9 protein-coding genes and 2 pseudogenes are annotated in these 12,644 nt (G+C 66.4%); 7 read left to right on the top strand and 4 right to left on the bottom strand.

Translation table 11 applies throughout. The features are described from left to right. Positions 1-18 precede the first annotated feature (18 nt). Together adhP and BRW65_RS32855 are read left to right on the top strand one after the other, a co-directional pair. Entirely contained in the window at positions 19-1,080 is a 1,062-nt protein-coding gene (gene adhP / locus BRW65_RS02760; protein WP_073871087.1) for an alcohol dehydrogenase AdhP, read from the top strand. A 154-nt stretch (positions 1,081-1,234) separates the two neighbouring features. Continuing rightward, positions 1,235-1,349: pseudogene (locus BRW65_RS32855) on the top strand (hypothetical protein); the annotation flags it as partial. 4 nt (positions 1,350-1,353) lie between these two features. Here the strand turns inward: BRW65_RS32855 and BRW65_RS02750 are convergent. Beyond that, positions 1,354-1,974 (bottom strand): hypothetical protein, encoded by a 621-nt coding sequence (locus BRW65_RS02750; RefSeq protein ID WP_073871083.1) that lies wholly within the window; start codon positions 1,972-1,974, stop codon positions 1,354-1,356. Positions 1,975-2,038: 64 nt separating this feature from the next. Here BRW65_RS02750 and BRW65_RS02745 point away from each other — a divergent pair, with 64 nt between their 5' ends. Next, positions 2,039-2,926, top strand: coding sequence for a phosphoribosylaminoimidazolesuccinocarboxamide synthase (locus BRW65_RS02745; protein WP_073871080.1), 888 nt, complete (start codon positions 2,039-2,041; stop codon positions 2,924-2,926). Then, positions 2,923-5,067, top strand: coding sequence for a S9 family peptidase (locus tag BRW65_RS02740; RefSeq protein WP_073871078.1), 2,145 nt, complete (start codon positions 2,923-2,925; stop codon positions 5,065-5,067). The genes BRW65_RS02745 and BRW65_RS02740 overlap by 4 nt, the downstream gene beginning before the upstream one ends. A 116-nt stretch (positions 5,068-5,183) precedes the next feature. Here BRW65_RS02740 and BRW65_RS02735 read toward each other — a convergent pair whose 3' ends face one another. Both BRW65_RS02735 and BRW65_RS02730 read right to left on the bottom strand, forming a co-directional pair. After that, positions 5,184-6,797, bottom strand: a complete 1,614-nt coding sequence (locus BRW65_RS02735) for a DHA2 family efflux MFS transporter permease subunit (RefSeq protein WP_073871076.1) — start codon at positions 6,795-6,797, stop codon at positions 5,184-5,186. 199 nt (positions 6,798-6,996) lie between these two features. After that, positions 6,997-8,616, bottom strand: coding sequence for a DHA2 family efflux MFS transporter permease subunit (locus BRW65_RS02730; protein WP_244167970.1), 1,620 nt, complete (start codon positions 8,614-8,616; stop codon positions 6,997-6,999). A 146-nt stretch (positions 8,617-8,762) separates the two neighbouring features. Here BRW65_RS02730 and BRW65_RS02725 point away from each other — a divergent pair, with 146 nt between their 5' ends. Together BRW65_RS02725 and BRW65_RS02720 are read left to right on the top strand one after the other, a co-directional pair. After that, positions 8,763-9,467 carry a DUF2334 domain-containing protein gene (locus BRW65_RS02725; RefSeq protein ID WP_073871072.1) on the top strand — a complete coding sequence of 235 codons (705 nt, stop codon included), beginning with the start codon at positions 8,763-8,765 and terminating at the stop codon, positions 9,465-9,467. 48 nt (positions 9,468-9,515) lie between these two features. Beyond that, on the top strand, positions 9,516-11,183 hold the full coding sequence (locus BRW65_RS02720) for an FAD-binding dehydrogenase (protein WP_073871070.1): 1,668 nt from the start codon (positions 9,516-9,518) through the stop codon (positions 11,181-11,183). A gap of 71 nt (positions 11,184-11,254) precedes the next feature. Here the strand turns inward: BRW65_RS02720 and BRW65_RS02715 are convergent, their stop codons facing one another. Continuing rightward, the gene (locus BRW65_RS02715; protein ID WP_073871068.1) at positions 11,255-11,893 is read right to left on the bottom strand and encodes an MBL fold metallo-hydrolase; all 639 of its coding nucleotides are present in this window, start codon (positions 11,891-11,893) and stop codon (positions 11,255-11,257) included. Between BRW65_RS02715 and BRW65_RS02710 the strand changes: the two are divergent. Beyond that, positions 11,870-12,606: pseudogene (locus BRW65_RS02710) on the top strand (ATPase). The gene BRW65_RS02715 and the pseudogene BRW65_RS02710 overlap by 24 nt on opposite strands. Positions 12,607-12,644 lie beyond the last annotated feature (38 nt).

Genomic DNA, 12,644 nt, shown 5'->3' with positions numbered 1-12,644 from the left:
CCAACGATTGGAACCGTCATGACCCAAACCCTCGCTGCCTCAAGCACATCCCAAGCGACCGGAACCATGCGCGCGGCGGTCGTCACCGAATTCCGCCAACCCTTGCGCATCGAGGAACTCGCCCTGCCGACCCCCGGCTACGGCGAGGTGCTGGTCAAACTTGAGACCTCCGGTGTGTGCCACACGGATCTTCATGCCGCACATGGCGATTGGCCGGTCAAGCCAACGCCACCCTTCGTCCCCGGCCACGAGGGTTGCGGGATCGTGGTCGCGCTCGGCGACGGCGTCGCCGATCTTGAGGTCGGCGACAAAGTCGGCAACGCCTGGCTGTGGTCGGCGTGCGGCAGCTGCGAACACTGCCGCACCGGCTGGGAGACATTGTGCGAAAACCAACGCAACGGGGGCTACACCGTCAACGGGAGTTTCGGCACCTACATGCTCGTCAATGCCGCCTACGCCGCCCGCATCCCCGAGGGAGCCGATCCGCTGGAGGTTGCCCCCATCCTGTGCGCCGGCGTAACGGTCTACAAGGGCCTGAAGGTGACCGACACCCGGCCCGGCCAGTGGGTCGCCATCTCCGGAATAGGCGGCCTGGGGCACGTCGCCGTCCAGTACGCCCGCGCCATGGGCTTGCGCGTGGTGGCCATCGATATCGACGATGACAAGCTCGCCCTGGCCACCCGACTCGGCGCCGAAGTCGCCGTCAACGCCCGCACCCACGATGTGGTCGAGGAGGTACAGAAGGCCACCGGCGGCGCGCACGGCGTGCTGGTCACCGCCGTGCATCCGCAGGCATTCGGCCAGGCCATCGGGCTGGCGCGCCGCGGCGGCACAATCGTTTTCAACGGGCTGCCACCGGGCGACTTCCCCGCGCCGATCTTCGACATCGTGTTGAAAGGCCTGACGATCCGCGGTTCGATCGTCGGTACCCGCCAGGACATGATCGAAGCGCTGGACTTCTACGCCCGCGGACTGATCCATCCCACGGTGGAAAGCGCCGCGCTCGACGACATCAATGGCGTCTTCGAGCGTATGGAGCGCGGCCAGATCGACGGTCGTATCGTGATCGACTACCGGTGATCACCGCAAACGAATGACAAGACAATTGGACGCCATCACCGAATATTGTGCTCCACGAATCGGTTTCGCCGCCCACCGAATTCGCTGAGCAGGCCAACGCCACCGCTGTGCTGTATGCGCGGGCGGAAGCGGGGACCGGCTGGCGTTTTGGGCCGTCACGCGGCGGTTGCTGCGGGACGTGGTCGAGGAGCCGCGAGCTGGGCGACACGTCGACGTTGGTCGATCCCGGTGTATTCGAGGCGATTCGGGTCAGTAGGTCCGAGCAGTAGGCCGTCAGCGCGCGCGCAGCGCGATGCCGGCCGACCGTAGTTCCAGCGCGGCCAGGGCCCTAATGGTGAGCGGATCCTCCCGTCGCCAGCCGCCGACCGGATCCGCGCTCACCGCGGCGAGCTTCCCCGGTGGCCGGTTCGTCAAGGCCCGCAGGGCAAGGAGCTGCTCTCCGGCCGGGGTTGCGGCCAGGGCGGTCACCGTCAATTTTCGTCGAAAGAACCGCAACCGCAGCAGAAGCCACGGCACGTCTGCGACAAGGATCGGGACGGCGGCGATGGCCATCGCCAGCAGGACCGCCAGCCAGCTGGCCGTCGAGTCCAGGTCGTGGCCCGCGCCGGCCAGATCGAGCGCGGCCTGACTGGCGGAATTCAGCGGCTGGCTGACCGCGTCGCCCACCAAGGGGATGTGCTGGGCACCGTGGCCGGCCGATGCCAGATTGCCGGCGATGCCGTGCGCGCCGCTCTCGACCTGCCGTCCGGCCTCGGCGATGGTGGACACGGCGTCGTAAACCGCCACGCCGACGAACAGCCAGATAGCGGTCCAGAGGACCACGGCGAAGTCGCTGAGCAGCTGGGCCATCAGCCGGCCCGGTCGGGTGGAATAGGGCAAGAACCGCGGGGTCATACTCTCGATCCCAGCACAGCTCCCGACACGCAACCCCTCTTCGGGTGCCCGTTAGGCTGACCCGATGCGCCCCGCACTGTCCGAGTACCAGCATCTGGCCAGCGGAAAGGTCCGCGAGATCTTTTCCGTCGACGACGAACATCTGCTGCTGGTCGCGACCGACCGGATCTCGGCGTACGACTACGTCCTCGACAGCACGATCCCGGACAAAGGCCGCATCCTGACAGCGATGAGCGTCTTCTTCTTCGGCCTCGTCGACGCACCCAATCACCTGGCCGGTCCACCGGATGACCCACGCATCCCCGAGGAGGTCCTAGGCCGTGCGCTGGTGGTGCGGCGGCTGGAGATGGTGCCGGTGGAGTGTGTGGCGCGTGGTTACCTCACCGGGTCCGGCCTGCTGGACTATCAGGCGACCGGGAAGGTCTGCGGCATCACGCTGCCGCCCGGGCTGGTGGAGGCCAGCAAGTTCTCCGAGCCACTGTTCACCCCGGCCACGAAAGCCGCGCTGGGTGACCACGACGAGAACATCTCGTTCGACAGGGTGATCGAGTTAGTGGGCGGGGTCCGCGCCAACCAACTGCGCGACCGCACGCTGCAGATCTATGTGCAGGCCGCCGACCACGCCCTGACAAGGGGAATCATCATCGCCGACACCAAGTTTGAATTCGGCACCGACCGCGACGGCAACCTGCTGCTGGCCGACGAGATTTTCACGCCGGACTCTTCGCGCTACTGGCCGGCCGAGGACTACCGGGCTGGGGTGGTGCAGACGAGCTTCGACAAGCAGTTCGTCCGCAACTGGCTGACCAGCCCTGAGTCGGGCTGGGACCGCCACGGCTCGCAACCACCGCCACCGCTGCCCGACGACATCATCGACGCCACCCGCGGCCGCTATATCGAGGCCTACGAACGCATTTCCGGCTTGAATTTCGGCGACTGGATCGGCGCGTGACTTCCGCCGCCCCGGTACCACCCGTCGCAAAGCGGCAGGAGACCCGGCGTGAGCATCACGGCGACGTCTTTGTCGATCCCTATGAATGGCTGCGTGACAAGTCCGACCCCGAGGTCATCGCCTACCTCGAGGCAGAAAATGAGTACGTCGACAAGATGACGGCTGATCTCGAGCCGTTGCGACAGAAGATCTTTGCCGAGATCAAGGCGCGTACCAAGGAGACCGATCTGTCGGTCCCGACCCGCCAGGGCGACTGGTGGTACTACGCCCGCACCTTCGAGGGAAAGCAGTACCGGGTTCAATGCCGTTGCCCGGTCAGCAATCCCGACGACTGGGATCCGCCGCTCCTCGAAGAGGACACCGAAGTGCCCGGCGAGCAGATCCTGCTCGACTCGAACACCGAGGCACAGGGCCACGAATTCTTCGCGCTCGGCGCCGCCACGGTCAGCCTGGACGGGAATCTGCTGGCATACTCCGTCGACACCGTCGGCGACGAGCGTTATACATTGCGCTTCAAGGACTTGCGCACCGGCGATCTGTATCAGGACGAGATCGCCGACATCGGGGCGGGCGCCACCTGGGCGGCCGACAATCACACGGTGTACTACCTGACCCTGGACGCGGCCCACCGGCCCGACAAGGTCTGGCGCTATCGCGTGGGTTCCGGCGAACCGTCGGAGTTGGTGTATCACGAGTCCGACGAACGGTTTTGGCTTGGCGTCGGGCTCACTCGTAGCGAGGCCTACGTCTTCATCGCATCGGGTTCCTCGATCACCTCCGAGTATCGGTACGCGGACGCCGCGGATCCGAAGGCGGCGTTCACCGTCGTGTTGCCACGGCGCGAAGGCATCGAGTACGCGGTCGAACACGCGGTGGTCGGCGGGCAGGACCGGTTCCTGATCCTGCACAACGAGGACGCGGTCAACTTCACCCTGACCGAAGCGCCGGTCAGCGACCCGACGCAGCAGCGCACGCTCATCGCGCACCGCGACGACGTGCGGCTCGACGGCGTGGACGCCTTCGCCGGCCATCTGGTGGTGAGCTACCGGCGAGAGGCATTGCCCCGGTTGCAAGTGTGGGACATCGCCGCCGACGGAAAATACGGCGAGCCCGAGGAGATCTCCTTCGACTCCGAGCTCATGTCGGCCGGTCTTGCCGGCAACCCGAACTGGCATGCACCCAAGTTGCGGGTCAGGGCGGGGTCGCTGGTCGTCCCGGCTCGGGTATACGACATGGACTTCGCGACCGGCGAACGCACGTTGCTGCGCGAACAACCCGTGCTCGGCGGTTACCGCACGACCGACTACGTGGAGCGGCGCGACTGGGCGATCGCCGATGACGGTGCCCGCATTCCGGTGTCCGTCGTGCACCGCGTCGGTGTCGAGTTTCCCGCGCCGGCTCTGCTGTACGGCTACGGTGCCTACGAGATCTGCACCGACCCCAGCTTTTCCATCGCTCGGCTGTCGCTGCTGGATCGGGGCATGGTGTTTGCGATCGCCCACGTCCGCGGGGGCGGTGAAATGGGCCGGCCGTGGTACGAGCATGGCAAGCTGCTGGAGAAGAAGAACACCTTCACCGATTTCGTCGCGGTGGCAAAGCATTTGGTGGACGCGGGCGTCACCCGGCCGCGTCAGCTGGTGGCCCTGGGCGGCAGCGCGGGCGGCCTGCTGATGGGGGCCGTCGCTAACCTGGCGCCGGAACTCTTCGCCGGAATCCTCGCGCAGGTTCCGTTCGTCGACCCGCTCACCACCATCCTCGATCCATCCTTGCCGCTGACCGTCACCGAGTGGGACGAATGGGGAAATCCGCTGCAGGACGAGGACGTCTACTCGTACATGAAGTCATATTCGCCGTATGAAAACGTCGAAGCCAAGCGGTACCCCGCGATCCTGGCAATGACTTCACTCAACGACACCAGGGTCTACTACGTCGAGCCCGCCAAGTGGGTGGCGGCGTTGCGGCATGCCAACGACAACGGCAGTCCGATCCTGCTGAAGACGCAGATGAACGCCGGACACGGTGGAGTCAGCGGTCGCTACAGGGCGTGGGAGGAGACCGCTTTCCAATACGCCTGGCTGCTGGCCGCCGCCAACGCCGACCACAACGGCAACGACCAGAACGACGGTGCTGGGGTTAGCTGAGCCGCACCGAACTCGCCGGGATCGCGGCGAGACGCCAGCCATCGCGGGTCGCGACTGCTGGGGCCCAGACACGCCGGGGGGGCGTGTCACGCTGATGATGTTCGGCGGTTGCCGGCCTAGTCGTCGGTCGGTCGGACGGGCGCACTCTTCGGCAAGAAAGCCGCCGGGATGATGGTGAACGCCACCAGCGCGACGGCCAGCACGAAGACCGTCGTGTACGCGTGGGAAAGGTTGTTCAGCAGGGCGCTCGCGACGTCGGGTGGCAGCGCTTGCCGCGCGGCTCCCGCGGCACCAGCCGACGGTCCGTGCCCACCGGCGTTTGACGGCAAAGACGCCGCCCTGCCCGCGATGATGTCGTTGCGGTTGATCTGAGTTGTCACGATGACGGCCATCAGGGCGGCTCCGATGGAGCTACTGACCTCGAGGTTGACGCTCACCAGGGTGGTGCCCCGGGCGATCTGCTGCGGGGAAAGAGCCTGAACAACCGCCGCGCCGAGCGGCGCGGTGGTGCAGCCGATGCCCAGTCCCATGATCGCCAACCCGACCAGCAGCGTAGGCAGGTAGTCGGCATGCCTGGCCACCCCGAAGGCAAAAATGCCCAGGCCCACTGCGATCAGGGGAAGGCCGATCAACACAACCTTTCCCGGACCACGCTTGTCCGCGTATATCCCGGCGAGCGGCATGGTCAACGCGGCCCCGAGCGCCTGGGGGACCAGGCGCATCGCGGACTGCATCGGGGTTTCGTTCATTACCAGCTGGAAATAGCTCGGCAGCGTCAGTCCGGCTCCGACGTAGCCGACGGTGAACACCAGCAGGGTCAGGTTGGCCTGTGTGACCACCCGGTTCTTCAGCAACCTCAAGTCGATGAGCGGATGATCGGTGCGATGCCAGGCGTGCAGGACGAATGCGGTAATCAGGACGAGGCCGACGAATACCGGTATCAGAACGTAGCGGTCGGCCACCGTGTGGCGTCCGGGGATGGACGACACCCCACACAGGAAGATCGCCACGCCCGGCGATAACAACAGCGCGCCGGTGAAGTCGAGCGCTTCGCTCGGCTCGGGGCGGTCTCTCGGGAACAGGATCGCCGCAAGGACAATGGTGGTGATCCCGATCGGCAGGTTGATCAGGAAGATCCACTCCCAGCCGTAGGTGTCGATCACCCAGCCGCCCAGGATGGGCGCACCGATCGGCGCAAGCACCAGCGGAATGCCGCCTATCGCTATCAAGCGACCAAGTCGTTGCGGGCCGGCCTCGCGTGTCAGGATCATCGAACTCAGTGGCATGAGCATACCGCCACCGAGACCCTGTACTACGCGAAACATGATGAGCGCCAGGATGTTTGGCGCCAGCGCACAGAGCAGCGAGCCCAAAGTGAAAACAAAAACCGCGCCCATGAAGAGTCGTTTGGTGCCGAATCGATCGACTGCCCAACCGGTGACGGGGATCACGGTCGCCAACGCCAGCATGTAGCCCGCCATGGTCCACGACACAACTGCCAGGGTGGACCCGAACTGCGCGGCAAAGGTGCGTTGCGCCACGCTGACCACGGTGGTGTCGAGCAGCGCCATGATCGTGGCCATCCCACACACGGCCGCGACGCGGAAGAGTGCGGCGTCGAGCTTGTCGGGATACTGACGCTCGTCCGCGTTTGATTGCCCGGTGGCACTACTCGGCACAGGGGGGTCGGAAGTCACGGAATCGGCCTTCTGCATGGCGTTGCCGAGCATATCTGTACCGGTACCCTCACGCGGATCCTTTCAGACGTTTGCTTTCGGCCCCCGTCTTAATCTGCCGTTTGGGCTGGGTTCGATATCAGCTCACCACCATACCCAGGCCCGTGAACTGGATCGGCATGGCGTCGCACCACGCCCGCTGCCTATGTATTAACCCGCTTGCGACAGGTTCCGGGTGGCGCGCTCGTGCCTGCTATTGGCCCACCGTTTGGCTCGCCGGCCTTTTCGGCAGGAAAGACGCCGGAATGATCGTGAACACCACCAACACCACGGCTATCACGAATACCGCCGTATAGGCGTGGGAAAGGTCATGCACCACGTTGTCCCAAAAGCCGGGGCTCAGCGTCTGGCGCGGTATCGCGGACTGGTCGACGGGAACCCCGTGGACCGCGGCCTGCTGCTGTAACGCCGCGAGTTTGTTCGCGGCGACGATGTTCTCGCTGCGATTGAACTGATTGGTCAGAATCATCGACATCAGGGCCGTGCCGACCGACCCGCCCACCTGATGGCTGACGCTCATCAGCGTCGTGCCCCGGGCGATCTGATGCGGGGCCAGCGCCTGCACCGCGGCGACGGACAACGGCATCATGGTGCAGCCCATCCCGAGGCCCATGATGGCCAGGCCGATCAACAGCGTGGGCAAGTAGTCCGCCTGCCTCGCCACCCCGATGGCGAACGTGCCGAGACCGGCGGTGATCAGCGCGATACCGACCAGCACGATCTTGCCGGGCCCCTGTCGATCCACCAATGGCCCGGTCAGACGCATGGTCAGCATGGCGCCGAGTCCCTGGGGGATCATGCGCAGGCCCGCCTGCATCGGCGTCTGGTGGAGCACCTGCTGGAAGTAACTCGGCAGGAGTAGGCCGGCGCCGAAGAATGCGCCCGCGAAGACCAGCATCGTCACATTGGCGTGGGTGAGCACCGGGTTGCGAAACAATCGCAGATCGATGAGCGGGTGATCGGCGCGGTGCCACGCGTGCGCGACGAACCCGGCGATCAGCGCGAGGCCGATGGTGGCTGGGATGAGCACGTGGCGGTCGACGACCGTGCCGCATCGCGGGATCGATGACACCGCGAACAGGAACGCGGCCAAGCCGGGGGACAGCAGCAGCACGCCGACGAGGTCAAAGCTTTCCGACCGCAACGGGTGGTCCCGGGGAAAGATGATCGCACCGAGCGCGATGGTCACGACTCCGATCGGCAGGTTGATCAGGAAGATCCACCGCCAGCTCGACGTGTCGATGAGCCAGCCGCCCAGGATCGGGCCACCGATCGGCGCGAGCAGCATTGGGATGCTCAGGATCGACATCAGGCGACCCAGTCGCCGGGGGCCCGCTTCACGCGTCAAAATCATGAAACTCAGGGGCAACAGCATGCCGCCGCCGATCCCTTGGACCACCCGAAAGACAATGAGCTGCAGGATATTTGCGGCCAGCGCGCACAGCAGAGAGCCCAGCGTGAAGGCCAGCACGGAGCCGAGGAAAAGTCGTTTGGTGCCGAACCGGTCGGCCGCCCACCCGGTGATCGGTATGACCGTCGCCAAGGCTAGCGTGTAGCCGGTCATCGTCCACGCGACGACGGCCTGCGAAGACCCGAATTGATCGATGAAGGTGCGCTGCGCGACGCTGACGACGGTGACGTCCACGATCGCCATGACCGTGGCCAGGATGCACACACCGGAAATCCGCAATAAGCCGGCGTCCAGCTTGTCGGGATAGTCCGGCTCGCCCCCGCCCGACTGCGGGGCGGGGTCGTAAGGCAGCGGTGTGTCGGCCGCAACGTACGGGGCCTGATCCATGGCGTTGCTTAGCATATCGAATCGATTCCGCCACCGTGTGCCCGCGCGACCCTTTCCGGATGGCGCGCAGCCCGCCGACCTGCGGCCCAGTGGTGGCGATATACGCCTGCCGTCTGCGTGTCCTTCACCATTCCGCAACCTGAGATCGTCAAACTGCGGGTGTGGCTGGAAAATTGATCGTCTCGGTCTCGGGGATTGGCGAACGCACCCTCGCTGACGTCGAGGCGTTCTGCGCTCAAATGGATGCCCGCAATGTCCCGGTGTCGCTGTTGGTTGCCCCCCGGCTCAGCGGTGACTATCGACTCGACCGCGACCCGCACACCGTCGCGTGGCTGACCGACCGGCGGTCCGGCGGCGATGCGATCGTGCTGCATGGCTACGACGATGCGGCCACCAAGAAGCGCCGCGGTGAATTCGCCATCCTGCGGGCCCATGAGGCCAACCTGCGGCTGATGGCCGCCGACCGGGTGCTCGAGCATCTCGGCCTGCGCACCCGGCTGTTCGCGGCGCCCGGCTGGGTGGTGTCCCCGGGTGTTGTCAAGGCCTTGCCGGACAACGGCTTTCGGCTGCTCGCGGACCTGCACGGCATCACCGACCTGGTCCGGCACACCACCGTGCGGTCACGCGTATTGGGCATCGGCGAAGGCTTTCTCACCGAACCGTGGTGGTGCCGGATGGTGGTGCTGTCCGCCGAGCGGATCGCCCGCCGCGGCGGCGTCGTGCGGGTCGCCGTGGCCGCCCGCCACTTGCGCAAGCCCGGGCCCCTGCAGGCCATGGTCGACGCCGTCGACCTGTCGCTGATGCACGGCTGCACACCGACGGTGTACCGCTGGCAGCGCGACAAGGCCATTCTCGACGCGGCCTGACGAAGCGTCTCCTCAACCCGCCTGCCGCGGGCACTACCCTGGTCGGACATGAGCGATTCTTCGGCCTCCCGGTTCGGCGCCGACGCCATCATCGTCGGGGCGGGACTCGCGGGCTTGGTGGCGGCCTGCGAACTGGTGGACCGGGGCCTGCGGGTGCTGATCCTCGACCAGGAGAGCAGCGCCAATCTCGGTGGTCAGGCCTTCTGGTCGTTCGGCGGCCTGTTCTTCGTCGACAGCCCCGAGCAACGCCGGCTGGGGATTCGCGACAGCCACGAACTAGCCCTGCAAGACTGGCTCGGTACCGCGGCGTTCGATCGGCCCGAGGACTACTGGCCACGCCAATGGGCGCACGCCTACGTCGATTTCGCCGCGCGGGAGAAGCGCCGTTGGCTGCGTGACCGGGGGCTGAAGATCTTCCCGCTGGTGGGCTGGGCCGAACGTGGCGGCTATGACGCACAGGGACACGGCAATTCGGTGCCCCGCTTCCACATCACCTGGGGCACCGGGCCCGCCTTGGTCGAAATCTTCGCCCGACAGCTGCGGGACCGCACAACTGTGCGCTTCGCACACCGCCACCGGGTCGACGAGTTGATCGTCGAGGGTGGCGCGGTGACCGGCGTCCGGGGTACGGTGCTCGAGCCCTCGGCCGTACCCAGAGGTGTGGCGTCGTCACGAACACCCGTGGGGCAGTTCGAGTTCCGCGCGGCCACGGTCATCGTCACCAGTGGCGGCATCGGCGGCAACCACGAGCTAGTGCGCAAGAATTGGCCTGAGCGCATGGGTCGCATACCCGAGCAGCTACTCAGCGGGGTGCCCGCCCACGTCGACGGCAGGATGATCGGCATCTCCCAACAGGCCGGTGCTCGGGTGATCAACCCGGACCGGATGTGGCACTACACCGAGGGCATCACCAACTATGACCCCATCTGGCCGCTGCACGGCATCCGCATCATCCCCGGACCGTCGTCGCTATGGCTGGACGCGACCGGCAAGCGGTTGCCGGTGCCGCTGTATCCCGGCTTCGACACCCTGGGCACATTGGAATACATCACCAGATCCGGGTATGACTACACCTGGTTCGTGTTGAACGCCAAGATTATTGAGAAAGAATTCGCGCTGTCCGGGCAGGAGCAGAATCCCGACCTGACCGGGCAAAGCGTGCGCGAGCTGCTGCGCAACCGGGCGCGCTCCGGGCCACCCGGGCCGGTGCAGGCGTTCGTCGACCGGGGAGTGGACTTCGTCAGCGCGAACTCGTTGCGGGCGTTGGTTACCGCGATGAACAAACTGCCCGACGTGGCGCCGCTGGACTATGCCACCGTGGAGGCCGAGGTGACCGCCCGCGACCGCGAGGTGGCCAACAAGTTCAGCAAGGACGGACAAATCACCGCCATCCGGGCCGCCCGTGGTTATCTAGGCGACCGTCTGGGCCGGGTGGTGGCACCGCACCGGCTGACCGATCCCAAAGCGGGGCCGATGATCGCGGTCAAATTGCACATCCTCACCCGAAAGACGTTGGGCGGCATAGAGACCGACCTGGCCGGACGTGTGCTGAAGGCCGACGGAACGCCGCTGACGGGGTTGTACGCCGCGGGCGAGGTGGCCGGGTTCGGAGGGGGCGGCGTGCACGGCTATCGCGCCCTGGAGGGCACCTTCCTGGGCGGGTGCATCTTCTCCGGGCGGGCCGCCGGCCGCGGTGTCGGCGACGATATCGCCTAGCGGCTCCGGGCGAGCAGACGCAAAATCGCACTGAGCGGGCAGGAGACTGTGCGATTTTGCGTCTGCTCGCGCTAGAAGGTGACGGCGTCTTCTTCGGGAAGCACCTGGAAGTCGGTGGTGGTCATCTCGGTGAGCCGACCGTAATAGATGCCCCGCGCGTCGGGGGCGATGATCCCTTGGTGGATGGGCACAGCCCGCGCGGGCGCGACCGCGCGCAGGTAGTCGACAGCCTCGGAGATCTTCATCCACGGGGCGGCCGCCGGGGTGGCCAACACGTCCACCGGCTCGTCGGGCACGAACAAGGCATCACCGGGATGCATCAGCCTGGCCCGATGGCCGCCGTCGCCCACCAAGAACGAAATGTTCTCTATCACAGGGATTTCCGGGTGGATGACGGCGTGCTTGCCGCCCACGGCGCGCACCGTCAGTTCACCGATGCGCAGTTCGTCGCCGACGTGCACCGCCTGACACGGCGCCCCGAGCTGGGCGGTGGTTTGCGGGTCCGCGTACAGCGCCGCGCCCGGGTTGCCGTCGAGCAGCGCCGGCAGGCGGGCACCGTCCACGTGGTCGGGGTGCTGATGGGTGATCAGGATGGCCGACAACCCCGTTATGCCCTCAAAACCGTGCGCGAAGGTTCCCGGATCGAAGAGCACGCGGGTGTGGTCGAATTCGGCAAGTAGACAGGAGTGGCCGAAATGCGTCAGTTGCATGTCTACGATTGTGCCCTGACGGGAGAGTGATGCCGATGCGGGTGATCCTGGCGACCATGGTGGTGGTCGGCGGCTTCGCGGTGGCGTTCATCGTCGCGGTGCCCGCACATACCGAGCCGCAGGCCTGCCCGCCGGTATGCGACCAAATCCCCGATTCGGCCTGGATCCAGCGACGGGCAGTGCCCTTGGACCCCGTTTACGGCTGGCCCGCGCTGGCAGGGCTGGCGGCGCAGGTGACCGGCGCGGCGCCCGGTCCCCGATTCCGGTTCGAGGAGCTGTGCGCCACTGCGGCCGTGCCGCGGGACCCCCGCGATTCGGCTGTCGTGGCGCGCGCCACCGTCGCCCATCCGGACGGGCAGTGGCAGCTGCAGGCGCAGATCCTGCACTGGCGCGGCGATACGGCCACCGGCGGCGCCATCGCATCTTCGGCGTTCAGCGCTGCCGTCGGCGCGCTGCGCTCCTGCCAGCAGCGGGCGCCACTGCAATCCCCATCGATCACCACCGACGAAACGAACCGGATGTCCGCGGTGATCAGCGGTCCCGTCGTGATGCACACGTACCTGGTCGCCCACCCGTCGAGCAGCACGATCACCGAGCTCACGCTCTGGTCGTCATCGCCGCCGCAGGTTGCGTGGCCCGCCATGGCCGACGACCCGGTGCTGACCGCGATGACCGCGCCCCTGTGCGAGGCCTACATTGCCTCGTGCCCGTAGCGGTCGAGCTGCGCTTTCGCCGGTAGAGTTGGCGCGGA

The sequence above is a fragment of the Mycobacterium paraffinicum genome, from assembly GCF_001907675.1.
GTDB classification, from domain to species: Bacteria; Actinomycetota; Actinomycetes; order Mycobacteriales; family Mycobacteriaceae; genus Mycobacterium; species Mycobacterium paraffinicum_A.
The sequence above is the reverse complement of the archived record's forward strand: the minus strand, read 5'-3'. Positions and strand labels throughout refer to the sequence as shown.